General features: G+C 48.8%; 24 protein-coding genes and 1 pseudogene. 23 read left to right on the top strand and 2 right to left on the bottom strand.

Annotation, left to right across the window (positions count from 1 at the left end; all coding sequences use genetic code 11):
• Nucleotides 1-17: 17 nt before the first annotated feature.
• The 17 genes from BM091_RS09135 (at nucleotide 18) to BM091_RS09055 (ending at nucleotide 18,322) form a co-directional block, all read left to right on the top strand.
• Nucleotides 18-335, top strand: coding sequence for a P-II family nitrogen regulator (locus tag BM091_RS09135; protein WP_093395195.1), 318 nt, complete (start codon nucleotides 18-20; stop codon nucleotides 333-335).
• Nucleotides 336-348: 13 nt separating this feature from the next.
• Nucleotides 349-726: a P-II family nitrogen regulator gene (locus BM091_RS09130; protein ID WP_218148860.1), complete on the top strand. Its 378-nt coding sequence runs from the start codon at nucleotides 349-351 to the stop codon at nucleotides 724-726.
• Entirely contained in the window at nucleotides 723-1,610 is an 888-nt protein-coding gene (locus BM091_RS09125) for a radical SAM protein (RefSeq protein WP_218148859.1), read from the top strand. Before BM091_RS09130 ends, BM091_RS09125 begins: the two co-directional genes overlap by 4 nt.
• Entirely contained in the window at nucleotides 1,592-3,022 is a 1,431-nt protein-coding gene (locus BM091_RS09120; protein WP_093395192.1) for a nitrogenase component I subunit alpha, read from the top strand. The genes BM091_RS09125 and BM091_RS09120 overlap by 19 nt, the downstream gene beginning before the upstream one ends.
• A 12-nt stretch (nucleotides 3,023-3,034) precedes the next feature.
• A complete protein-coding gene (locus BM091_RS09115) occupies nucleotides 3,035-4,507 on the top strand; it encodes a nitrogenase component 1 (protein WP_093395190.1) in 1,473 nt (490 codons plus the stop codon).
• A 12-nt stretch (nucleotides 4,508-4,519) separates the two neighbouring features.
• Nucleotides 4,520-5,779 carry a nitrogenase component 1 gene (locus tag BM091_RS09110; RefSeq protein ID WP_093395189.1) on the top strand — a complete coding sequence of 420 codons (1,260 nt, stop codon included), beginning with the start codon at nucleotides 4,520-4,522 and terminating at the stop codon, nucleotides 5,777-5,779.
• Between the two features lie 204 nt (nucleotides 5,780-5,983).
• A complete protein-coding gene (locus BM091_RS09105) occupies nucleotides 5,984-7,336 on the top strand; it encodes an ammonium transporter (protein WP_093395399.1) in 1,353 nt (450 codons plus the stop codon).
• A gap of 4 nt (nucleotides 7,337-7,340) precedes the next feature.
• Nucleotides 7,341-7,679, top strand: coding sequence for a P-II family nitrogen regulator (locus tag BM091_RS09100; protein ID WP_093395187.1), 339 nt, complete (start codon nucleotides 7,341-7,343; stop codon nucleotides 7,677-7,679).
• A 58-nt stretch (nucleotides 7,680-7,737) separates the two neighbouring features.
• Nucleotides 7,738-9,717 carry a hydantoinase/oxoprolinase family protein gene (locus tag BM091_RS09095; RefSeq protein WP_093395186.1) on the top strand — a complete coding sequence of 660 codons (1,980 nt, stop codon included), beginning with the start codon at nucleotides 7,738-7,740 and terminating at the stop codon, nucleotides 9,715-9,717.
• Nucleotides 9,717-11,291, top strand: a complete 1,575-nt coding sequence (locus BM091_RS09090) for a hydantoinase B/oxoprolinase family protein (RefSeq protein WP_093395184.1) — start codon at nucleotides 9,717-9,719, stop codon at nucleotides 11,289-11,291. The genes BM091_RS09095 and BM091_RS09090 overlap by 1 nt, the downstream gene beginning before the upstream one ends.
• Before the next feature lie 94 nt (nucleotides 11,292-11,385).
• Nucleotides 11,386-12,396, top strand: a complete 1,011-nt coding sequence (locus BM091_RS09085) for an amino acid ABC transporter substrate-binding protein (protein ID WP_093395183.1) — start codon at nucleotides 11,386-11,388, stop codon at nucleotides 12,394-12,396.
• Between the two features lie 85 nt (nucleotides 12,397-12,481).
• Nucleotides 12,482-13,633, top strand: a complete 1,152-nt coding sequence (locus BM091_RS09080) for an amino acid ABC transporter permease (protein ID WP_093395181.1) — start codon at nucleotides 12,482-12,484, stop codon at nucleotides 13,631-13,633.
• A 3-nt stretch (nucleotides 13,634-13,636) separates the two neighbouring features.
• A complete protein-coding gene (locus BM091_RS09075; RefSeq protein WP_093395180.1) occupies nucleotides 13,637-14,674 on the top strand; it encodes an amino acid ABC transporter permease in 1,038 nt (345 codons plus the stop codon).
• A 10-nt stretch (nucleotides 14,675-14,684) separates the two neighbouring features.
• Nucleotides 14,685-15,437, top strand: a complete 753-nt coding sequence (locus tag BM091_RS09070; protein ID WP_093395178.1) for an amino acid ABC transporter ATP-binding protein — start codon at nucleotides 14,685-14,687, stop codon at nucleotides 15,435-15,437.
• Nucleotides 15,438-15,486: 49 nt separating this feature from the next.
• Nucleotides 15,487-16,482 carry a TRAP transporter substrate-binding protein gene (locus BM091_RS09065; protein ID WP_218148857.1) on the top strand — a complete coding sequence of 332 codons (996 nt, stop codon included), beginning with the start codon at nucleotides 15,487-15,489 and terminating at the stop codon, nucleotides 16,480-16,482.
• Between the two features lie 4 nt (nucleotides 16,483-16,486).
• Nucleotides 16,487-16,978, top strand: coding sequence for a TRAP transporter small permease subunit (locus tag BM091_RS09060; RefSeq protein ID WP_093395176.1), 492 nt, complete (start codon nucleotides 16,487-16,489; stop codon nucleotides 16,976-16,978).
• A 6-nt stretch (nucleotides 16,979-16,984) separates the two neighbouring features.
• Nucleotides 16,985-18,322, top strand: a complete 1,338-nt coding sequence (locus tag BM091_RS09055; protein WP_093395174.1) for a TRAP transporter large permease — start codon at nucleotides 16,985-16,987, stop codon at nucleotides 18,320-18,322.
• 12 nt (nucleotides 18,323-18,334) lie between these two features.
• Here BM091_RS09055 and BM091_RS09050 read toward each other — a convergent pair whose 3' ends face one another.
• Together BM091_RS09050 and BM091_RS09045 are read right to left on the bottom strand one after the other, a co-directional pair.
• Nucleotides 18,335-18,967 (bottom strand): nitroreductase family protein, encoded by a 633-nt coding sequence (locus tag BM091_RS09050; RefSeq protein WP_093395173.1) that lies wholly within the window; start codon nucleotides 18,965-18,967, stop codon nucleotides 18,335-18,337.
• Nucleotides 18,968-18,978: 11 nt separating this feature from the next.
• Nucleotides 18,979-19,173: a ferredoxin gene (locus BM091_RS09045; RefSeq protein ID WP_093395171.1), complete on the bottom strand. Its 195-nt coding sequence runs from the start codon at nucleotides 19,171-19,173 to the stop codon at nucleotides 18,979-18,981.
• A gap of 1,575 nt (nucleotides 19,174-20,748) precedes the next feature.
• Between BM091_RS09045 and BM091_RS09030 the strand changes: the two genes are divergently transcribed.
• The 6 genes and pseudogenes from BM091_RS09030 to BM091_RS09005 form a co-directional block, all read left to right on the top strand.
• Nucleotides 20,749-21,495, top strand: a complete 747-nt coding sequence (locus tag BM091_RS09030) for a hypothetical protein (protein WP_093395166.1) — start codon at nucleotides 20,749-20,751, stop codon at nucleotides 21,493-21,495.
• Between the two features lie 89 nt (nucleotides 21,496-21,584).
• Nucleotides 21,585-21,992, top strand: a complete 408-nt coding sequence (locus tag BM091_RS09025; protein WP_093395165.1) for a hypothetical protein — start codon at nucleotides 21,585-21,587, stop codon at nucleotides 21,990-21,992.
• Between the two features lie 620 nt (nucleotides 21,993-22,612).
• The gene (locus BM091_RS09020; RefSeq protein ID WP_093395163.1) at nucleotides 22,613-23,203 is read left to right on the top strand and encodes an HD domain-containing protein; all 591 of its coding nucleotides are present in this window, start codon (nucleotides 22,613-22,615) and stop codon (nucleotides 23,201-23,203) included.
• A 141-nt stretch (nucleotides 23,204-23,344) separates the two neighbouring features.
• Nucleotides 23,345-23,914, top strand: a complete 570-nt coding sequence (locus BM091_RS09015) for a hypothetical protein (RefSeq protein ID WP_093395162.1) — start codon at nucleotides 23,345-23,347, stop codon at nucleotides 23,912-23,914.
• A 500-nt stretch (nucleotides 23,915-24,414) separates the two neighbouring features.
• Nucleotides 24,415-24,696 (top strand): annotated as a pseudogene (locus BM091_RS09010) (helix-turn-helix domain-containing protein); the annotation flags it as partial.
• Nucleotides 24,684-24,929, top strand: a 246-nt coding sequence (locus BM091_RS09005) for an IS3 family transposase (protein ID WP_143083126.1), incomplete at its 3' end; no start/stop codon positions are given. The pseudogene BM091_RS09010 and the gene BM091_RS09005, both read left to right, overlap by 13 nt.

Genomic DNA, 24,929 nt, shown 5'->3' with positions numbered 1-24,929 from the left:
AAAAGGAGCAGAGAGTCATGAAAATGATAAAGGCTATAGTCAGGCCCGAAAAGGTTGAGACCATTCTTGCGGCCCTCAGTGAGGAAGGCTTTCCCGCAGTAACGAGGGTAGATGTTGTGGGGCGTGGTAAGCAGGGAGGTTTGAAGGTGGGAGAAGTCGTTTACGACGAAATTCCAAAAAGCCTTCTTATGATCGTTGTGCCCGACGGAGATGTAAGCAAGATCTGCGATGTGATTAAGTCCAGGGCATACACGGGCCGCTATGGTGACGGGAAGATCTTCATTTCCACCGTCGAAAAAACCTACACCATAAGAACAGGCGAGATCGAATCATAACAGGGAGATGACCATGGCACTCAAGGAGATCATGGCCGTAATCCGGCCAAACAAGGTTCTGACCACCAAAAAAGCTCTTGACGAAATCGGTATTACTTCTTTTACGGCTTACAGGGTTCTCGGCAGAGGCAAACAGGGTGGAAGGGTTTCTGAGCTCGCATATCCCGTGAGTGAGGATCTGAAGAGAAAGCTCGAGGATGCCCCGCCGTCCTTTATTCCAAAAAGACTGCTCATGATTGTTGTCAAGGACTCGGATGTTGACCTCGTTGTTCAAAAGATCATCCGCGTTAACCGCACCGGAGAGCAAGGCGACGGAAAGATCTTCGTACTTCCGGTAGACGACGCCCTGAGACTTAGAACGGGCGAGCACGGCCTGGAGGCCCTCATATGAGAAAAGGAGTGACGGATATGAACTTATCGGTAAATCATCCCTGTTTTGATGAAAAAGCCCACAGAAGTGTTGGCAGGGTTCACCTGCCGGTGGCCCCAAAGTGCAATGTGCTATGCGGCTATTGCGACCGCCGTTTTTCCTGCGTTAACGAAAATCGGCCCGGCCTGTACCGTAAGTTATTGGAACCCGGAGAAACCGTCGAGTATCTCTCAGCGAAAATAGAAGCCGAGCCCCGTATTCGTGTTGTGGGTATAGCGGGCCCGGGCGAACCACTGACCAACGACGAGACCTTCACAACCCTTGAATTGATCCGAAGAGCCTTTCCCCATCTCGAGCTATGTGTTGCTACTAACGGCCTGCTCCTACCCAACAGCATCGACCTGCTCGCAGAACTCGGGGTTCACTACATTACGGTGACCGTAAATACCATAAGCCCGGAGACTGCCTCGAAAATCTATCTCTGGGCTCTCAAGGGGAACGTAAAGCTCACGGGGGTCGAGGCAGGATTGTTCGTTGTTTCCCGGCAGATTGAGGGAATCCGGAGGGCCGTCGAGAAGGGGATGAGGGTTAAGGTCAATACGGTGCTTATACCGAAATTGAATGCCGGAGAAATTACCGAAATTGCCAGAGCCGTAAGGGGAGCAGGAGCACATATTATGAATATAATCGGCATGTTGCCTCTTGGAGCTTTTAAAACAATGCGTCCTCCCGGTGAGGGTGAACTGAGAAGAATCAGGAAGGCTGCGGCATCCATAATGCCCCAGTTTCTCCTCTGTCGCAGATGTCGGGCCGATGCGTGGGGTATCCCGGCAGAGGAAGAGATGGGATACAGGGGCAGGTATTTGCCTGCAGAAGGAGGGAACTCATGGGTTTCTACAGGATGAAGTGTAATACCTGCATTCCGGAGCGAACAGAACATATTTATACCGTGGACGAAGACCGGCGGACTCTCCCCAGATGTAACGCACCCACCGTGCCCGGAGATCTTACGGAAAGGGGGTGCTCCTTTGCCGGAGCCCGGGGTGTTGTAGGAGGACCCATAACGGACGTTATCCAGATGATTCATGCACCTGTAGGCTGTGGTTACTACACCTGGGGTACGAGGCGGCATCTGGGAGACCTTTATGCCTGGGCAAAACCCGGGGTTCTGGAAAACGAAGCAAATCACAGAAGACATTGCTACACCACCGCAATGACGGAAGAAGACATAATATTCGGGGGAATGGAAAAGCTCAAACAAGCTTTGCTGGAATCTTTCAGGCTGAACCCGGGAGCTGCCGGAGCAATCATCTACAATACCTGCTCGACGGCACTAATCGGGGACGACATTGAGCAGGTGGCCCGAGAAGTTAGCGAAATCACGGGCAAACCCGTGTTTGCCTGTGCTTCTCCGGGTTTCTGCGGAGTTTCGCAGTCCAAAGGCCATCATGAGTTCAACTTTCAGTTTTACTCCTGGATCATTGAGTACAGGGAAAAACATCCTGAGGTGGTAATCCCTGAAGATGAAAGAACCCCCTACGATGTAAATCTTATAGGGGAGTACAACATTGACTGGGACGAAATGGTAATTCTCCCGCTTTTTGAAAAGATGGGTCTGAAGGTTATTAACGTATTCACCGGGAATGCGAGGTTTAACAACCTTTTCAGGCTTCCCGATGCAAAGCTCAATATCGTCCATTGTCAGAGATCGGCGACCTACATTGCCGAGCTAATACGGCAGGGCTTCAAGGTTCCTTACGTAAGGGTAAGCCTTTTCGGCATCGGTCAGACCGCAAAGGCCCTGAGAGACGTAGCCGCATTCTACGGAGAGAAGGAGTTAATGGATAAGGCCGAGGCCATTATCGAAGAGGAAAGGGCTGCCGTCAGGAAGGCTTTGTCCTGGTATATAGAGCGCCTGTCGGGAAGACGTGTTGCCATTTACGTGGGTGCGCCAAGAGTATGGCACTGGATCAGGGCTATGGAGGAGTTGGGAATGGAAGTCGTTGCGGTAATGACAACCTTCGGCCACAGCGACGACTACGCGAAGATTAACGAAAGGGCTAAACCGGGCACGCTGGTAATAGACAACCCGAACGAATTCGAAATCGAAGAGATGATAGAAACCTGTAAGCCCGATCTGTTTCTGACGGGTTTGAAAGAAAAGTATCTGGTCAGAAAATTTGGAGTACCAACCCTTAACTCTCATTCTTACGAAAAGGGACCCTATGCCGGATTTAGAGGGTTCGTAAATTTTGCCAGGGATATCTATCAGGCAATCTCTGCCCCTGTCTGGAGACTCGCAACCACAGAACTCTAGGAGGTATCGATCATGATAAATAGCCTTTCGGAAATTCCCATTGAGGGAATCACTTACAAAAATCTTAAAATAGAAAAAAAACCCATTACGCAGGACTACGTACCCCCGCCTCTCGAGCTTGTACCTTCAAGTAAAAGAGCCGTCTGCATAGACCCGAGCAGAACCTGCATGCCCCTGGGCGCTATGTGGGCAACACTGGGCGTTCACAGGGCCATTCCTTTTGTTCAGGGAGCACAGGGGTGCACGACCTACGTGAGGTACACTTTTGCCAGAATATTCCGGGAGCCCGCATCAATTGCAAGCGCATCCTTTCATGAGGATGCGGCCGTTTTCGGCGGAAGACAGAATCTCATAAGGGGCATCCGAAATCTCGTGTGTCGCTACAGGCCAGAGCTGATATCCATCGTTACAACCTGTTCCAGCGAGGTCATAGGCGACGACATACACAGTTTTTTATCCGAGGCGATGGACCTGCTGGAGGAAGAGTTCGGCCGGGAAGTTCTGGACGTCACCAGGTTCGTAATCGTGAACACTCCCAGTTTTGCGGGCTCTCACGTGGAAGGTTACAACAGGGCATCCAGGGAATTTTTACGGGCTCTGGCAAAATCGACCGGTCAGAAATCCAGGACGCTCTACTTTATACCCGGATTCATGTCGCCCGGCGATATTCGAGAACTCAAGCGGATACTGGAAATGATGGATGTCTCTTTCCGCATACTCTTCGACATAAGTGATACCCTTGATTGCCCACTTGTGGGAATGCCCGAAAGGATTCCCTACTATCCCCCCGGAGGAACAAGGGTGGAAGACTTCGTTAGAGCCGGAGACGGTAGCGCGATCTTTGCCCTGTCCCCCGATGCCGGAAGAGCAGGTGCACTCTGGCTGGAAAAGGTCCATCGGGTTGCGGCAAGGATTATGCCGATTCCCATGGGCATTGGCTGTACCGATGAGTTCATAAAATCCTTGAGTGAGATTGCCGAGGTTCCCATTCCCGATTCAATCAAGTGGGAACGGGGTATCCTGCTGGACGCTATGGCAGACACGCTTCATTACACAATGATGAAGAGAGTGGCTCTCTGTGGTGACCCGGATTTTGTGGCTTCTGCAACCAGATTCGTCTGCGAACTCGGGATGATTCCAACTTACATCCTCATAGGAACCAGAAGCTCAACGGCTCCTGAGACAGTCTGGAAGGCAGCAGAAGAATACAACGTAAAACCCGTCGTGTTCAACGGAGGGGATCAGTTTGAATGGGAATATGCCCTCAAGAACGACCCTCCCGATTTGATACTGGGTCATTCCCGATGTGTGAACATTTCCAGAGAGATAGGTGTGCCTCTGGTGCGTTTCGGCTTTCCCGTTTACGATCGAGTAGGATACCAGAGACAGCCTTTCATAGGCTATCGGGGCGGCGAAAGATTTTTGGCCCTGATCGTAAACACCCTTCTGGATCACCACTATCCGGACGACAGAACGCATCAGTAAGAAGGAGACAATATGGGGCTCTGTGGTTCTGTACCGATGAGGGCCTGTGGGATGGCAAGCGAGCCGGGTCACATGACCCAGAGGAGTTGTGCCTACTTCGGCGCCCGATACGTGCTGGGACCGATAAAAGACGTTCTGCACGTTGTTCACGGTCCCGCAGGATGCCTTTACTATGGTTCCATGGTAAGAGGCCGCCTCCAGAAGGTTGTTGGAACCGACCTGGGGGTCGGGGAGATCGTTATGGGGGGGTTAAGCCGGCTGAAGGATGCTCTGATCGAAGCCTTCAGGATGTGGCCTGAAAAATCCGGAGCTTTCGTCTACATGACCTGTGGCCCGGGAATAACGGGAGACGACGTGGAAGGCGTTGCCGCTCAGGTAGAAAAGGAAACCCGTAAGAAGGTCGTGGTTATTCATTGCCCGGGTTTTTCAAAAATCCATCAGTCCGGAGGACATTCACTGGCCTATGACGCCCTTTTTCGACTTATAAAACCCGTAAAAAAGGCTCAGGAGCCCACGGTAAACATCATCGGCGAGTATAATGTCGCAGGTGAGACGAAATCAATCAGGGCCCTTCTGTCCGGTCTCGGCCTTCGAGTTAATACGGTTTTCACCGGTGATGCGAAACTTGAAGATATTTCAACCTCTTCGTCCGCTCACCTTAACATTTTGATATGCGGGTCCACAGGAAGGAAGTTTGCGAGATTGATGCGGGAAAAATTCGGCATACCCCATGTGGAGGCGTCGTTTTACGGAACGACTGCAACGAGCAGAGCTGTGAGGAAGATAGCCGACTTCTTTGACCTTATGGACAGAAACATGCTGTTGGGAGTTATGGAGCAGAAGTTCAGAGCACTTGATGAAACCGAAGCGATACGAAAGGCCTGTGAGGGCAAGAAGGCCCTGGTGGTTCTGGGCGCTGCCAGAATTAAAAGCATAGGGGCACTGCTCAGGGAACTGGGCTTCGAGATCATCGGCATTGCTTCCATATTCGCATCTAACGAGGACTACAGGGGGATCTGTTTTAATCCTCCTCTTACCATGGACGATCCAGGAGATGACGAATTCGAAAAGCTACTGAGGGCGTTCACTCCGGATCTCGTTGTTACCAATTCCCGAGAACAGTGGCGGTCCGTCAAGCTTGGATTTCCCACTCTTGCCCTGCCACAGGAAGAATTCCGGGGGTCTTTTGCCGGATATGAGGGGTTCATCAACTTTGCCAAAGATGTACAGCGTGTTTTGACCGCGCCGGTCTGGCGCTTTGTCCATGGGTAACCTTTGCGGATGGACCAATAAGTAAAAGAGATCATCTTATGTACAAATTCGTACACTAACGTTTTCGCGGCAAGCCGATCTTACAGGCTTTCAGCCGGAGCGATTGCTGGCACGACTCTTGTTATGCATCAGAAGTGGGGTGTTAAACGAATCCATGGATAAGGAGGTTCGGCTATGGGAGGGTTATGTTCAAAACTGCGACGGATGATGTGTGTTCCTTTTTTGTACGCTATTGTGACGGGACCTGCGGTAGCAATTGCCGGGGATCCTGCGGGAGCGGAGACGCTTAAAGGTGATCCCGGGCTTGCCGTGGATTACGTCTGGGTTCTTATCTGCGGCTTTCTGGTAATGTTCATGCAGCCTGGCTTTGCCTGCGTCGAAGCGGGATTCTGCAGGGCTAAAAATGCCACCAATCTACTGACCAAAAATCTCATGGACTTCGCCGCAGGTTCTCTGGCTTTCTGGATTGTGGGTTACGCACTTATAACCGGAGAAGACTGGCACGGCCTTATCGGTACCTCGGGCTTCTTCCTGGCAGGTGATGGCTACGATGTGGGAACCTATCTTTCCTTTTTCTGGCAGATGGTCTTTGCGGCAACGGCGGCCACCATCGTTTCCGGTGCCGTGGCTGAGCGGATTAAGTTCAAAGCTTATCTTCTCTATTCAATCGTTATCACGGGGTTCATCTACCCTGTTTATGCTCACTGGGTATGGGGTGGAGGTTGGTTGTCTGAGCTCCCCTTTGGCGTGGGTCACGTTGACTTCGCAGGTTCCGGAGTGGTCCACGCCATAGGGGGTATAGTGGGACTTGCGGGATCTATAGTTCTGGGGCCCCGATACGGGAAGTTCGACAGATCAGGAAAACCCAGGGCAATTCCCGGTCATAACATTCCTCTGGCGGCTCTTGGGGTCTTTATCCTCTGGTTCGGATGGTTTGGTTTCAACCCGGGCTCTACATTTTCTGCCCATCACCTCCGGATCTCGGTTATTGCCGTAAACACCACTCTGGCGGCCTCTGCCGCATCGGTTACGGCGCTTCTGATCATCCTTGCGAAAACGGGCAAATTCGATCTGGGTATGGCTCTTAACGGTGTTCTCGCCGGGCTTGTGGCTATAACGGCGCCCTGTGCCTGGGTTGAAGCATGGGCTGCGGTGGTCATAGGCATTGTTGCGGGGATCATTCTTGTTGCGGGGGTCTATTTCCTGGAAGGCCTGAAGATAGACGATCCGGTAGGAGCTGTTCCGGTTCACGGCTTTAACGGTCTGTGGGGACTTATATCCGTTGGGATCTTTGCAGACGGTACCTACGGAAACTATTCGGTTGAGCCACCCTTTGTTACCGGTTTGCTCTACGGAGGAGGAATAGGGCAGCTGGTGTCCCAGGTTGTGGGGGCCGTGGTTCTCTTTGCGTGGGCTTTTGTGACGGGATTGGTGCTTTTCAAGGCATTGGATGTCCTGCTGGGCATTCGGGTTGCTCCCGAAGAAGAGATTCACGGACTCGATCTGTTTGAACACGGAACACCAGCTTATCCTGAATTCTATACCTTGAGGAGATAAGGCCATGAAAGAGATCAGGGCGGTGATAAGACCGGAGAAATTAAACGAGGTCATGGAGATGCTGGAAAAGGTAGGACACCCGGGCGTGACCGTTTATCAGGTTGAAGGTCACGGCCGTCAGGCCGGGCTTGTGGAGCAGTTTCGCGGAAGGGAGTTCAGGGTGGAGTTGTTGCCGAAGTGCGAAATCAGGGTTGCCTGCAGAGACGAGGAACTGGAAAGCATTTTACAGGCAATAGCTTCGACGGCACGGACGGGAGAGATTGGCGATGGAAAGATTTTCGTGTATGAGTTACTGGACGTTATGAGGATTCGGTCGGGCGAGAGGGGAGAAAAAGCTCTTTAAGAGTTCCCCTTTGCCACGTGCGGGTATCCCGAAAAACTATAACGGAGGTTGTTGCGCAATGACGATTATCGGGGTTGATACGGGAGGAACCTTTACGGATTTCATATTTCGCCGTGAAGATGGAACATGGGGGGTATATAAGCTCCTTTCGACTCCGCATAATCCTGCAGAAGCAGTTCTGGAAGGTCTAAATCGCATCACCGGCGGAAATCCTGCTCATGTTGTGCACGGCTCCACCGTTGCCACAAATGCCATACTCGAGCGGAAGGGTGCCCGCACGGCCCTTATAACCAACAGAAACTTCGAAGACCTGATGGAGATAGGACGGCAGAACCGTCACGCTCTTTACGATCTCAAATATCGCAAGAGGCCGTCCCTCGTCCCGGGAGACCTGAGGTTTGGCATCTCCGGTCGCGTCGATGCCAGGGGCCATGTTCTGGAAGAGTTAAATTTCAGGGAACTCGAGGCTCTGGCCGACGAACTCGTCAGAAAAGGCGTTGAATCGGTAGCCGTCTGTTTGCTTTTCTCCTTTTTGTATCCCGGGCATGAGAAGTCCGTCGGCCGCATACTGGAAAAGAGGAATATTTTCTATTCCCTGTCTTCGGAAGTGCTTCCGGAATTTCGGGAATACGAGCGAATGTCCACGACTGTTATCAATGCCTATGTTTCTCCGAAAATGACACGCTATCTTCAGTATATTAAGGCCAACATGCCGGAGAAGAGTATTCTCAGGATAATGCAGTCCAACGGAGGAAGCATTTCCGCAGAAACGGCCATGCGGGAATCGGTAAGAACCATCCTTTCGGGTCCTGCCGGGGGTGTTGTGGGAGCCCTTGAAATCGGGAGGCTTGCCGGGTTTGACCGCTTGATAACCTTCGACATGGGGGGAACCAGCACCGACGTTGCCCTTGTTGACGGCAAGTTACCGCTGACCGTTGAATCCGCGATAGATGGATTTCCCGTCAAGGTTCCCATGATAGATATTCACACCGTCGGAGCCGGCGGAGGATCGATTGCCTATAGAGATTCTGGAGGTGCCTTGAGGGTGGGGCCGATTAGCGCCGGGGCCGATCCCGGGCCCATATGCTACGGGAAAGGCGAAGAAATCACCGTGACCGATGCAAATCTGTATCTGGGCCGTCTTGTTCCCGAATTCTTCCTGGGAGGAGCAATGCGCCTGCATGAGGAGCGGCTTCAAACCTATTTTGAAAAGATGTCCCGTCAATTGGGGTTGACCCCCCTTGAACTGGCCGAGGGCATTCTCAATGTGGCGAACACAACGATGGAACGGGCCATAAGGGTAATTTCCGTTGAGAGAGGCTACGACCCCAGGGAGTTCACTCTTTTTTCTTTTGGGGGCGCGGGAGGCCTGCATGCCGCCTTTCTTGCAGAGCTCCTGAACATTCCCAGGGTGCTCATTCCTAAAGATCCCGGAATTATGTCGGCAGTAGGAATGTTGCTCGCCGATGTGGTCAAGGACTACTCCCGGACCGTTATGATTCCTGTATCCGCAGAGATGGAGCAAGTTCTTGGAACCCACTTTTCGCAACTTCTGAGCCAGGCAAAGAGCGACCTTATGCAGGAGGGTTTTTCAGAAGATCAGATAACTATGGAAAAGTATCTCGATATGAGGTATGTTGGTCAGTCGTATGAGCTCATAATTCCCTGGGATTCCGGTGCGGTTGCTAAATTTCACGAGGAACATCGAAAAACCTACGGATATGCTCGTTCGGAAAAACCCGTTGAAGTGGTAAACGTCAGGGTGAGGGCAGTAGGTTCTCTCGTAAAACCCTTTCCAGAACCCGATGAGAAACCGAAAAGCGAATTAAATGAAAAGGCTCTGGCAGGAAGAAGAAAGGTGATTTTCGGTGGGAAGGCTGTGACCACTCCTGTATTCAGGAGGGATCTGCTGGCCTTTGGTAATTCCATTTTTGGGCCCGCAATTATTGTGGAATATTCCGGAACTACGGTGGTTCCGCCGGGATGGAAGCTTCGGGTTGATCGGTACAGAAACCTGGTTCTGGAGCGGGAGGGGTAATGAGTAGAGAGATAAATCCTGTTCTTCTTGAGGTTTTCAAGAATCGCTTTGCGTCGATTGCAGAGGAGATGGGGGTTACGCTGAACAGAACGGCCTATTCGCCTAACATCAAGGAGCGTCGAGATTTTTCATGCGCTCTTTTCGATGCTAAAGGTCAGATGGTTGCTCAGGCTGCCCACATTCCCGTTCATCTTGGTTCCATGCCTCTTTCGGTAAAATCGGCCATTGAGACGTGCAGTTTCTCACCGGGGGACATGGTCATTCTGAATGACCCCTACAAAGGCGGGACTCATTTGCCCGATGTAACGCTGGTTGCACCCGTTTTTGCCGGCAGTGACGGACCCGTTTTCTTTGTTGCCAACAGGGCTCACCATGCGGACATAGGCGGTATGAGTTCCGGATCAATGCCCCTGTCCAGGTCTCTTTACCAGGAAGGACTTATCATACCCCCCGTTAAGCTTGTAGAACAGGGCAGACTCGACAGGAAAATCATGGACATCCTGTTAAACAATGTTCGTACTCCAGAAGAAAGGGAAGGGGATCTTGACGCTCAAATAATGGCTAACATGACCGGTATAAAGCGTCTGGAAGAGCTCATATCAAAATACGGTCTGGAAACCTGCGTAAGTTATGCGGAAGCTCTGATGGATTATGCAGAAAAGGTCATGCGGGGGGTCATTTCGGGAATTCCCGACGGTACGTATTCCTTCACCGACTTTATGGACGATGACGGGGTTGAAAGGGAAGATATAGCAATCCGGCTTGAGCTCAAGGTCAGCGGCGACGAGGCTGTGTTGGATTTTACCGGGAGCGATCCACAGGTTGCAGGTAGTATAAATGCCGTATACGCTATAACCCTTTCTGCGGCTCTTTATGTCTTCAGATGCCTTGTTGATGAAGACGTCCCGACGAATGCGGGTTTAATCAGGCCCATTTCGGTGGTTACGCGTAAGGGCACAATTGTGGATGCCGTGTTTCCTGCGCCCGTTGCAGGGGGGAATGTTGAGACCTCTCAGCGGATTGTGGATGTAATCCTGGGTGCTCTGGCTCAGGCAATCCCGGAGAAGATACCTGCCGCAAGTCAGGGAACCATGAATAACATTACAATAGGTGGCGTGCGACCTGATTCCGGTGTGTCCTTTGCCTATTACGAGACCATCGGTGGAGGAATGGGTGCCGCTTCTGATGGAGACGGTGAATCGGCCGTACACAGTCACATGACGAATACGCTCAATACACCGGTGGAAGCGCTGGAGTACACTTATCCTCTTATGATAACCACATATTCCATTCGCAGAGGGTCTGGGGGGGAAGGAAGGTTCAGAGGCGGTGATGGGATTGTGCGGGAGATTAAGCTTCTCACGGACTCGGAGGTCACAATCCTGTCGGAGCGGCGCCGTCGTGGTCCCTATGGGCTTTACGGAGGTGAACCCGGGAGTAGAGGGCGTAACATTATAGTAAGCGATGGTGTGGAAAGAGAAGTCGGCGGGAAATTCCACGGATATCTGAAAGCCGGCGATGTTTTGAGGATCGAGACCCCCGGAGGCGGGGGATATGGTTCGCCTGAAGGCTAAAGTCCCGGTACTTCTGCGGCCTTCGCCGTAAAGCAGTCTGCAGGGTTGAAGGATAGTGGCGTTTAAACACTTCAAAACCGGGGAGGATTAAGTCATGAAGACGAAGGTCCTGGTTTTTTTGTGCGTTATGATGCTTATGGTTTCGCAGGCTTTGGCAGGTACGCTGGAAGAGGTCAGGGCACGGGGGTACCTTATTGCCGGTGTGAATGGTAGTGTCTTCGGTTTCAGCATGCCCGACGAGAAGGGAGTGTGGCGCGGGCTTGACGTGGACACTGCCAGGGCAATTGCCGCTGCCGTTTTTGGCGATGCGAGCAAGGTTAAGTTTGTGCCGCTTACGGCGGTTCAGAGGCTTCCGGCCCTTCAGTCCAAGGAAGTGGACGTTTTATGTCGAAACACAACTCACACTTTAACCAGGGATACCGTAAACGGGTTAAACTTCGCCCACGTAAATTTCTACGACGGTCAGGGCTTCATGGTGCCAAAGAAGCTCGGTGTGAAGAGCGCGAAGGAGCTAAACGGTGCTACCGTGTGCGTTCTTCCCGGTACCACGACGGAACTGAATGCGGCCGACTTTTTCAAGAAGAACAAGATGACCTGGAAGCCTGTAGTTATCGAGCAGGCTGCGGAGCTCAACAAGGCCTTCTTTTCCGGTCGGTGTGATGTTCTTACCTCCGATGTATCTCAGCTTGCGGCCCACAGAGCCGTTGCCCCAAATCCAGATGATTACATTATCCTTCCGGAGGTTATTTCAAAAGAACCGCTTGCCCCGGTTGTTCGTCACGGCGACGACCAGTGGTTTGATATAGTCAACTGGACGGTGATGGCCCTTATACAGGCCGAGGAGTTCGGCATAACTTCTCAGAATGTGGACGAAATGTTGAAAAGTGATGATCCTGCAATCCAGAGGTTTCTGGGTGTAACTCCGGGGCTTGGTAAGGCCCTTGGACTTGATGACAAGTGGGCCTACAATATCATCAAACAGGTGGGCAACTACGGTGAAATCTTCGAACGAAACGTGGGACCTAACACTCCTCTTGGGCTTCCCAGAGGCCTTAACGCTCTGTGGACTCAGGGCGGCCTGATGTACGCAGCTCCTTTCCGTTAATGGCCACCCGCAGGGTCGGTATATCGTGAAGATAGCCGACCCTGCCCAAAACCGCCCGATCTTAGCCATATTACGGTGGGATAAAATGATCAGATTTTGGCTTGATGCCAGGGTAAGAGCGGTTGCCTTTCAGGTCGTGGTCGTCCTTCTTGTGGCTCTGGCAGCCTGGTATCTGATTTCAAACACGGTGGAAAACCTCAGGCGCCAGAATATAGCCACGGGCTTTGACTTTCTCGGCAAACCCGCTTCCTTTGAAATAGGCGAATCTTTAATACCTTACAGCTCTTCCGATACCTATGCAAAGGCTCTTATCGTTGGGGCTCTGAATACTCTTAAGGTTTCCCTGATAGGGATCGTGATTACGGTTATTGTCGGCACTTTTATAGGAATTGCCCGTCTAAGCAGTAACTGGCTGGTTTCAAGGCTTGCTGCGGCATACATTGAAGCAATGCAGGACATTCCGGTCCTCCTGCACCTTTTTTTCTGGTACGCCCTCTTTTACGAAACCTTTCCGGGGCCGAGACAGGCACTGTCTCTTTTTGACTGCGTTTACATATGTAACCGTGGTGTTTTCTTTCCCAGAATTATCTATAACCCTGCCTACAAGTGGATTGCTCTTTCTTTTGTCGCGGCCTCTTTGATCTCCTTTCTCCTGAAAAAATGGTCCGACAGACGTCAGGCCAGGACCGGAAAAACCTTTCCGGTTTTCAGAGTTTCTCTGGCCATAATCGTCTCTCTTCCAATTCTGTCGTGGTTTGCGGCAGGGAAACCTCTTGACTTTGAAATACCCAGGGTCAGGGGTTTTAACTTTGTGGGCGGTCTGTCTTTTTCTCCAGAATTTATGGCTCTTCTGCTGGGTCTCGTCCTTTATACGGCCGCTTTCGTTGCGGAAATAGTCAGGGCGGGCATTCAATCGGTGAGTAAAGGACAGTGGGAAGCAGCTTTATCCCTGGGGCTTACTCACAGTCAGGTGCTGCGTCTGGTCGTGCTGCCGCAGGCACTTCGTGTAATCGTACCGCCTCTGACCAGTCAGATGTTGAACCTGACAAAGAACAGTTCGCTTGCCGTAGCCATAGGCTATCCGGACTTTGTTTCCGTTGCCAACACGACTATTAATCAGACCGGTCAGGCCGTGGAAGGAGTTGCTCTCATAATGCTGGTGTATCTCTTTTTCAGTCTGTCCACATCGGCTTTTATGAACTGGTACAACAGGAAAGTGAAGCTGGTGGAGCGCTAGATTATGAAGCCGCTGGAATGGCTGCAGAAAAACCTTTTCAATACCTGGTATAATTCACTGCTCACCGTCATCGTCCTACTGATCCTCTGGGAAGTGGTTCCGCCTTTTTTCAGGTGGGCTTTTCTGGATTCGGCATGGTTTACATCACCGGAAATATGCCGTGATTCCGGCGGGGCCTGCTGGTCCATTATCACTCAGAATATACGTTTCATTATCTTTGGGTTTTATCCCTACGACCAGCAATGGCGGCCCTTACTGGCAATGTTAATTCTCTTTGGAATACTTGCTTACAGCAGAGACCGCAGAAGGTGGAATAGAAACCTTTTGTATGTCTGGGCCGTTGCTCTACCGGTTATGGGCCTTTTAATGAAGGGCGGACTGCTGGGACTGCCTCCCGTGGAAAGCTCTAAATGGGGTGGCTTGCCTTTAACCCTATTACTTGCCCTCTTTGGCCTTACGGCAGCCTATCCTCTCGGTGTTATTCTGGCCCTCGGCAGGCAATCAAAACTCCCTGCCGTCAAGCTTCTATGCGTCGTTTACATTGAGCTCATACGGGGAGTCCCTCTCATAAGCCTTCTTTTTATGGGGTCCATAATTTTCCCTCTCTTCCTGCCGGAGGGAATAACCATAAGCAAAATCCTGAGAGCCCAGATAGCGATAATACTGTTTACGGCAGCCTATATAGCCGAAGTGGTCAGAGGAGGTCTTCAGGCTATACCCAGAGGACAGTATGAAGCAGCCGCATCTCTGGGTCTTAACTATTACCTGACCATGAGGCTGGTTATACTTCCGCAGGCGCTCAAAATAGTAATACCTCCCACGGTAAGTGTTCTCATATCGGCTTTTAAGGATACATCTCTCGTGGTTATCATAGCTCTTTACGACGTTTTGAAGACCACACAAACCGTGTTGTCCGATCCCAAGTGGATGGGTTTTAGCAGAGAGGCTTACATTTTCCTCGCAATATTGTATTTTCTGGGTTGTTTTTCCATGTCCAGGTTCAGTCAGAAGCTGGAAAAGGAGCTTCACAGAGGAGGTTAAATAAGGGAGCATGGTTAAGGCTTACGACGAAGACGTTATAGTTGAGATCGTTGATCTTCATAAGTGGTTCGGGAATTTCCATGTACTGAAAGGCATTAATCTAAAGGTTCACAGAAAGGAGATCATAGTAATCTGTGGACCCTCCGGATCGGGAAAATCAACCCTTATACGATGCATAAACCGTCTTGAGACTCACCAGAAGGGAAAAATCATCGTGGACGGTATTGAGCTGACCGACAATGTAAAAAATATCGAAAAAATCCGTTCGGAAGTGGGAATGGTTTTTCAGCATTTTAACCTTTTTCCTCACCTCACAGTGCTCGAGAACCTGACTCTCGGGCCTATATGGGTAAGGAAAATGCCCAGAAAGCAGGCGGAAGAGATAGCCATGCACTTTCTGGAGAAGGTGCACATAGCCGATCAGGCTCACAAATACCCGGGACAGCTCTCGGGAGGACAGCAGCAGAGGGTGGCCATTGCGAGGAGCCTGTGCATGTCTCCCAAGATTATGCTGTTCGACGAGCCCACATCGGCTCTGGATCCGGAGATGATAAAGGAGGTTCTGGATGTAATGGTTGAACTGGCCGAGGAAGGTATGACAATGATTGTGGTGACCCACGAGATGGGTTTTGCAAAAAAGGTGGCCCACAGGGTTATGTTCATGGACGAGGGGGTTATAGTTGAGAGCAACACGCCTGAGGAGTTCTTTTCCAATCCCAGGCATGAGAGAACAAAGCTGTTTCTAAGCCAGATACTTCACTGATTGATATTGGAGTAACACGGGGGTAAAGACTAAAAAGGAGGTTAAAGTTATGAAGCCTTTGAAATTCAAAAGAACGGCGTTGACCATGGTTCTGTTGATTTTCGGACTGCCCGTTTTTACGACTCAGGCATCGGAAGTCATAAAGCTGAACCTGAACGCCATTTACGGTCCCACGAGCTTTCATACGGAAGGCGCTGTGAAGTTTGCAGAGCTGGTAAAGGAGTATACCAAAGGAACTGTGGAGATAACCGTTCATCCCGGAGGTAGTCTTGGATTTAAAGGCCCTGAACTCCTAAAAGTCGTAAAAGACGGGCAGGTTCCGATGTCCGACATACTTATGGGTGTCGTTGCAGGTAGCGAACATGTCTTTGGCATCAGTTCTCTGCCCCGCCTTGTAAAATCTTACGATGAAGCACGTAAGCTCTATGATGAATGCAGGCCTCTTTACGAAAAAGCAGCAATGAAGTGGAACCAGAAATTCCTCTACGCAGCTCCATGGCCTCCCAGTGGGTTGGTTACCAAGAAGCCGGTCAGAAAGCCCGAGGACATAAAAGGGTTAAAAACCAGAACCTACGACAAGAATGGGGCAAACTTTTTAAGGGAGCTTGGGGGATCACCGGTATCACTACCCTGGGGTGAGGTTTACTCTTCTCTGAGAACGGGTATGATAGATTCGGTTCTGACTTCGGCAGAATCGACAAAAAACGGTAAGTTCTGGGAAGTTCTGAGCTATTTTACAAAGATCAACTATGCCTATCCGTTAAACATGGTAACGATCAATCTGGATTACTGGAATGCCCTTTCCCGGGAACAGCAGGAGGCAATACTAAAAGCGGCTGCCGAGATTGAAGCTTCTCAGTGGGCCGCTTCGGAAAAACGCAACGAAGAAGCACTCAGGATCATCCAGGAGCAGGGCATAAAGGTGGAGGAAGAAACCCCTGAACTCACGAAGGCAATGGATGAGGCGGCCAAAAAGATAGTAATGGAATTTTTGAAAGATGCTTCCGATGAGGAAAGGAAAATTCTGGAAAAATACATCGAGTAGATAGATGAATAGACTGGTACGTCTTTTGGATACCATAACCAGGGTCGGGGCCGTGTTGGCTTCTCTGGCAATGATTTCTGTTGTTTTGCTGATAGGGTTGGAGATTCTTCTCAGATCTCTCTTTCGTACTTCCACACTGATTGCAGACGAATACAGCGGATATCTGATGGTTTCCATAGTGGCCTTCGGCCTCGGCCATACCCTTACCGAGGAAGGTCATATTAGAATTACTCTCTTGACTTCCAGACTGAGTCCGGGGAAGTACCGTCTTCTCGACACCCTGACCTCTTTTGTAGGTGCAGTGCTTTCGGCATTCTGCACTTACCACTCCTTTTTCATGGTCAAAGACACTTTTAGCCTGGGAATGAGGGCGGATTCTATAGCGGAGACACCGCTATTTATTCCGCAAATTCCTGTGGTGGCAGGTTTTCTTTTTCTCACGATAGCCTTCGTTCGGCGTATTCTCCAAAATCTCAAGCCAGATTATAGCGGGTAGGAAGCCATGATTTCCGATCCGATAATCCTTGCTTTATTCATGTTTACCCTTATGTTTATCTTCCTTCTGGCGGGGTTATGGATAGGCTTTTCTCTTATGCTGGCGGGAATGTGCGGCATGCTTCTTTATAATTTTCAGCTCCCCCCGTCCATCTCCATCTGGAGTAAAATGGGAGCACTGATAGCTAATTCGGTCTGGAACAGCCTTAACTCCTGGTCACTGACTGCATTGCCCCTCTTTGTGCTTATGGGAGAAGTGCTGTATCGCACGGCTATCTCAACTCAGCTCTTAAACGGCCTGGTACCGTGGCTTACCAGGGTACCGGGAAGGCTACTTCATATAAATGTATTCGCCTGTTCTCTCTTTGCGGCTATATCAGGCTCCAGCGCGGCCACAACCGCAACGGTAGGCCGTATTACTTTGAGTGAGCTTTCAAGGAGAGGTTATGATCGAGACATCGCTCTGGGATCCCTTGCCGGGGCGGGAACTCTGGGTTTTTTGATACCACCAAGCCTCATAATGATAATCTACGGCGTCTTGTCCGACGTTTCCATAGGTAAGCTTTTTATTGCCGGAATCATTCCCGGTTTGATGCTGGCCGGGATGTATTCCGGTTACATAATGATAAGGGCTTTGCTGAACCCGTCGATTGTGCCGCAGGAAAGAGAAGATTATTCATGGGCAGAGCGGTTCAGGAGACTCCGTCAGCTCCTGCCCACCTTTGGACTGATTTTTGCGGTGCTCGGAGGCATTTATCTGGGGATAACCACACCAACAGAAGCAGCGGCAATCGGTGTGATGGGTGCGTACGCTCTGGCTTTTTTTTCCGGGAATATGAACCGGAAAATCTTCTCGGAGACTCTTTTCCAGGCAGTAAAAACAACCTGTATGATCTGTTTCATAATTATGGGAGCGGCCTTTCTCTCGCAGGTTGTGGGTTTTACGGGCATTGCAAGGTCTATCAGCGAGTTTATAGCGGCTATGAAACTTTCTCCCTACGTGCTTATTATGGTTTTGGGGGTTATGTACCTGTTCCTCGGCATGATACTCGACGGGATATCGATTGTCGTAATGACACTCCCCATCACATTACCAATCGTTACGGCAGCCGGTTTTCATCCGCTATGGTTTGGAATTTTCCTGGTTTTCATGGTGGAATTGTCCCAGATAACCCCTCCTGTCGGTTTCAGCCTTTTTGTCATTCAGGGAATATCCGGTGAGGACATTGCCCGGATATTAAGGGCCACTTTTCCTTTTTTTCTGATTATGATTTTAATGGTCGTTATAGTTACGGCCTTTCCCCAGGTCGTTTTCTACCTGCCCCAGAAAATGATCGGTAAATGAACCTGCAAGCCTCTACCATAGGTCATCGTGAATAAACTCGTTAACAGGGCGTCTCATCGGTCGTTCCAACAGCTTAAGATCGGGTTTTGGGTATCCCATGGCGATAAGACAAGGAATTATCTTATCTTCCGGAACTGCGAATTCTTTCTTTACACAATCTTCGTCAAATCCATCCATGGGATGGGTTTCCAGCCCGAAGGCCCTGGCGGCTATCATCAGAGTCATTGCGAAGAAGGCCGTATTTTTTGTGGCGAATATGATTCGTTTCTTTGAATCGGGCTCACCGTAGAGTTTTTTTACGGCCTTTCGGACTGCTTCTTTCTGACCTTCATCGGTCAGATATCCCTTTTTGAGCCGATCTTCGAGAACTCTTTCCAGATGCTCCTCAACGGCATAAGGATCCGCCACGACTATCAAAACAACGGGGGCTTCCTCTACTTTTGGCTGGTTCATGGCGCACTGCCTGAGTATCTTTTTCTTTTCGGCATCCCGAACGACTATTATATGCCAGGGCTGGAGGTTGAAGGATGAGGGGGCGAGGTTTGCCGTTTCGATGATTTTTTGTAAGGTCTCTTCGGGAACGTTTCTACCGGGGTCGAAGAAGTTTATGGCCCTACGTTCGGTTATGGCTTTCAGAGCATCCATGTATAACCCCCTTATTCTTCGATGATTATGGCACTGGCTCCGCATTCTCGGGCGGCCCGGCGAACCGTATCTTCCAGATGTGTGGGAACCTCTTCTACCAAAACGACCGCCCTTAGCTTATCTTCGTCAAAGCCGAACACTTCGGGGCAGAGGGAATTACAATTACGATCTCCCATGCAAAGCTCGTAATCTATTTTTACTTTCATGAGAAGCCTCCTTCGAATTTTCACCTTTGTTTTCTAAAAATAACTACATCGATAATTATTTGCAACTATCGGCCAGGCCCGTCTTATGCCGTTTGCTCACTTTTTCCGTATGGACATGCAGTTCTTTGCACAAAGATTGGAGCAATAGAGCCGTTTGATCCTTGTCTACCTTACCGTTTAGCACGGTTGTCAGACCAACATCTGAGTAGATATCCTTAATCCGGAGACGAAGCAACTCCATCAAGCACAAACCGTTTCCGCAAAGCAGCTTCACTATCAACTTGTAATCGGGCTCGAAAGCTTCTAGCAACACCTGAACCTTGCCGGCGGACAATACCGTCTGGACGCCTCCACCCTTCGCTTGGCCCTGAAAAGAAAAGGCAATACAATGAATGCCTGATTCTGCGTCTATACGCCCACGTTCTCTACCATTGCCAGGCGCGTAAGAAACGCCTTCACATCGGACGCAGCAGGCCCACCAGTAAGCCCGGAGTGCTTGCGGTACGCAGAAATCTCGGCGTCCAATGCAGATATGTTTTCTCCGTGCTTTTGCGTAGCGTCGCAATCGAGTTACCTCGCGCATCCTGCCGATCAACGTCTCTTCACTGTCGGAACTGCCGACAACCTTCTGTATATCATCTTTAGGCCCAGTTCCCCCACGACAGTGATTCCGGTAAATGCGGATGGCATTAGCAGCCTGCTGGATCTGCCACGGATTGACGCCGGTGCGCTGATTTAGTGCGGTCAGGAGAAAATCCGGTGTTTGCTCAAAGGTTTAGTCTTTGTGCTTTCTGGCAAATAACAGGAACTGCTGCCACCTACTGCACCAAGTGCGGCTGATGCTTCGGCAGGGCCAACCTCTTTTCCCTCAAGAAGGTGAATTAACCTTCCAGTATGATCTGCAACTTCTCGTCAACTCCACTCATATTCAGGCTCCAGGTTGAACACAATCCCTATAACATATGTAATATGATGATTATGACAATCATTTCGTAGATTCGAGTCAAAAAATTTCCCTTCCCGTCCGATTTCTGCTTTACAGAGACTTCCAGGATAGATAAAAAATTATCGGCAGGAAATATGTTTTTCGGGCGTAATGGAGATTTTGGGTAGAATAAAAAGTTCGACATTGAAAAATGAATGAACTACTAAACATTCTGTGTAAGAATCTTAATACTAAGATTCGATATGCTTTGAATTCCAGATACGAAAATCTAGCACGGGGAATTAGCTACCTTGCTCAGAAGCAACATCGTTTTTGGTTGTTGGCTGAAAAGAAAGGTTGGTCTCTTCAAAAGATCAATATCGTTTGTGCCTTAAATGCTTTTTATCAGGTAGTATTGGGGCCATTATCGAGCTCTACATTTAGCAACTCAAAGTCAGGTCTCATTACAAATTCACGTATAAAATTTGGGCGCTTATTGATAACTAGTGACGATATAAAATAGATACAAAAGTGTCACAATAAATTCGAAGAAATTATAGCAGAACTAAATATCGACTTTTGGGCTTTGCAGGCAAATCATTATCAGGATTTACTTTACCGATTAGCTAGACCCTGGGAAGAGGCAGACAATGAATTCGAGTGATTTAGTCTGGCTAAATAAAGTAAAGAAGAAGATACGAGAATTTTCAAACGAATTTGGTACTGTATATTCTAAAACTGATAGAGCCTTGTCAGCTTATTTTGAAATTGGCTGTTTTTTAGCCCTAGTTCAATTTTATGAGGAAAATAGGTTTAGTGGAGTGCCACAAAACTTAGATGCCGATAATTCATTCAGATACTTGACTACACCTAATGGAAATCCTGAAAATTTTTCTTATATGGAGATGTCATGTGACGACGAAGTCATAGAAATTCGACAGCAGGTTAGGATTAAATCTCATGTTGGCGAATATATATATTTTACTCCAGATATAGTTGTCATACCTAAAGACGAAGAAATTTTAAATATCAAAGACGCAGATTATGCATCAGGAAAGAGACGTTTTTTCTTTGTGCCATCAGAAAGAATAATAGCAGCACATGAATGTAAAAGCTTAGTCCCTTTCCATGAATTACTAGTTTCTTTTCTTGGCACTTTGATTGCCGGTCACTACTGGTATGAAAGTTGTGATATCTATAAGTTAATAAATGAAGATGGTAAGCATCTTGCACCAGCACTGTTTGTTGGAGGTTCAGCTAGGGCATTACATCTTAAAATGGTTGATGGGCTGATGGCCGCATATCCTATGAACATTATATTAGGATTACATGCGGGAAACTTTAATTTACTTGGTCAGGATTCGCGGGTAAAAAGGTTGAATAATCCAATTATATGAGTCGAACAAATGGGTGCACTTGACCGCTATTCCGCTGCGGCCGTCGGCCTTGCTCCATAGCGGCAAGTGACCCTGGAGGTTATAGAGAAATGTGGAGAGATCGATATAAAAATTTTCAAGCAATATGTCTTCAACACAAAGAAGATATTTTAAATGCAGCAATTCATTCATGGACTGGTATTGATCTCTCAAAAGAAGAACAAGAAATAATAAGACAATACTTATTACAAAGAAATGTAGGAATTGATTTTTTAAATCAAAAATTAGCACCCATTTTAAGTAAAAATGGCTTTATAGTTAAATTTGCATCTATATATGTACACCAAAAGCCACAAGTTACCAGATTATCAAATGTGCGATTTAATAAATGTGAATTGGGCGATTTGTTAGTAATATTTATTTTATTTGATATAAGTAAGAAACCCATTATTAATAGTGCTTTTATTGCACAAGCAAAAAAACATTTTAAAATCGATAATTTATGTCAAAAAGAATAATTATATGATAATGATCGCTCATTCAAGTTTCCATCAAATTTGTACTCTACTTCATTATGTTGTCCACATAATCCAGAACGATATTGGCCTTATTATTGGAATAATAGGAGTAGGGCACTTAAATATTTGATACTATGGGAGCATATCGAACCTCAAGTTATTTTTATTCCTTGGGATGCTAATGTCACTACAACTTGGTCCACCACCTTTCTTTGGACTTTACTTGGAAATACTACTTTAAGGTTTAGCAAACAACCATACAGATGTCAAAATTGGAGTGCAATTATATGGGACTTAATTCATGTTACGAGTAAATCCTTGATTAAAGGACAAAGAAGAGGGTCAAATTTAAATTCATTAATGAGTATAGTGAATGAATTCAACGATTTTAATGATTACAACAATTATAGTAAAATGGTAAAAAATGGTGAAGGTGGAATGCCTATGCTTTTAATTTTAATTCAAGATAGAGAAGTAAAACTATAACGAACCGCTACACTTGACCGAAAATGCTATCGCATTTTCGGTCAGGTGAGTTCAATGTTAGGCCGCCCATTTGGCGTTGGTCAGTTTCATCGGCTAAGTAGACATCATTTGTCTAGGTGAGGGGATTACAGCGAATGTGGAAGCAAGAGATTCTTTCTTTTGTTGAGAAGTTTGAGCACCCCGCTTGGGGAGTGTCACATTTCAAGCGAGTCTACGAGTTATCATTGCACTTAGCCGAGTTACAGGGAATGAAAGTCGATGAGGAGTGTCTCTTTGCCGCGGCCTATCTACACGATATCGGCGCGTTTGAACCTTACAAGCAATCAGGAGTGGATCATGCCGAAAGATCAGCTCTGATTGCGGATGAGATACTCGCTTCAGTTGGTTTTCCTATGGAAAAAACACCATTGGTGAAAGAGATCATTCGGGGGCATATGTTTTACGTGGATCCGGTGGACCGCAACGAGGTGATCCTCTTCCACGATGCTGACACATTGGAATTTATGGGATGGGTTGGTATTGCGCGGTTGCTTTCGATTGTGGGGCTTGACGATTGGACACCTGATTTGGCTAGTGCGGTTAAGCTGATCGAACGGTTTAGTCGAGAGTTGCCTGACAGGCTCTATACTCCTCAAGCCAAGGAGATGGGCCAAACCAGACAGGCGGAGATGTTGATCTTCCTTACAGGATTGTCGGATGAAACGAGCGGATTAGAAACGCTGTAGAGTATTTAAGCGTGAGAAGAATATGTGTTTGCCAGAGAGGGGGTGGCCTAACAAGCGCTTTCAGCTGACCCGCTCAGCTGCGCTTCGCGGCCAGCTGAAGCGCAGGCCGTTAGGCGTATTCACGCAAAGCGAGTGACTCCTATGGCGATCCCGACCGAAAACAACTACATCGAGTGGGTTTTGTTAAACATCAAGGAATACTTCCGGCGTCTTGGCTACAGAGTATTGACATATTCCATCGGTCATGTTAAAGAGAGACTTTGTCCGGTGGATAGAGTTTTAGTTGTGGGTAACAAAATAGTAGGACTCCAATTCAAAAGGCCATTAACCGAAGCCTCTCATCCCCGGTTCAATATTACTCTACATCAACAAGAGATGATAGGGCAAGCAAGATGGATATTTTACTGCTTACCGGATTTTACCGACTTACGTCTGCAGGAAGTTGCCCTTTATCATTGCCGCTTTGTGCCCGCCGAAGAAATTAAGAACGGTGAGGTTGAACGGTATTTTAGGTGGGGACCGTTTGCTCAAGGTTTGGTTGAGTGTTGGATTGGATTAGAAATTACTGAAATGCGCGTAGAAGATTTGTTTAGGCAAATAGCGGAAAATCCTATGGAGGTTTACATCTCGCTAAACAAGAAGGCCGAAGAAGTATTCCTCTTAAGCAGAATCTTCCGACCGCCATTGGAGCTAGAAAGGGAGCCGGCTTAACGCCTAACATCCCGTGCAGCCGACCGCTCCACTCGGTTGCTTTGCTCCCTTGCTTCGCGGCGGCTGACGCGGGTCGTTAATCGAGTTCTCCCCTTTCGTGTTTTGCCTTCTCAGCCAGTTCCTTACCGGCGGCCTTCTGCAGGGCCTTGATGAGTTGACGTCGTGTTTTTCCCCGGCTGCAATGAGCGCCTAGCCCGATTCGAAAAATGCGTATTTACTTGGGATTAGGCAGCAAGGCAGGTAATAGGGAAAGCAATTCTATTTAACTTCTGTTTCCTTCTCTCTCCATTCCCTTCTTTTCTTTACGTTTATCTTTGCAAAGATACCAAAGCCGTTATGCTCGCCTCAACTGCGCGTAAAATACAACTACTGCCCCCCTATAGTGACCCCCAACTGGACTGGACCAGTAATAAGAGGTAAATCTGGTTCTGGAAAGGGGGAGCGTGATGGAAGGGAAAGTCGTCAAGCCGTTTCGTATCCAAAGATGATGGACAGCCAATCGTAAAAGGGAGATCGTGCTGGAGGTCCTCAAGGGTCACAAGACCATCGTGGACGTGGCGCGCGAGCACGATCTGAAGCAGAGCGAGATCCAGCAATGGATCGATACGTTCATTGAGTTCGGCACACAGGCCCTCAAGGTCAATCCGAAATCCATGGAGGCGGTTTACCAGAAGGAGCTCAAGCGGCACAGGGAAAAGATCGGTGAACTGGTGCTGCAGATCGATGTTTTAAAAAAAGCCGAAGCTATTCTCAGCGAGGAAGAGAGCTCGTGCTGCGAGTGAAAACGGAGCTTGAGGCCCAGGGCCATAAGGTCAGCTTGCGAAAAGTTGCCGAATGGTTAGGGGTGCCCTGGTCAACGGTTCAGTACAAGCCTCGAAAGCGCAAACCGGTAACAGTTGACCGCGAGGTCGAACAGGCCATTTACCAGCTGATCCAACGTTATCCCCGTTATGGTTATCGACGGATCACCGTCATGCTCCGCCGACGTATGGGCCTCATAGTAAACAAGAAAAAG

It is taken from the genome of Thermodesulforhabdus norvegica (assembly GCF_900114975.1).
GTDB classification, from domain to species: domain Bacteria; phylum Desulfobacterota; class Syntrophobacteria; order Syntrophobacterales; family Thermodesulforhabdaceae; genus Thermodesulforhabdus; species Thermodesulforhabdus norvegica.
This window is presented reverse-complemented; position numbering and strand designations above follow the sequence as displayed.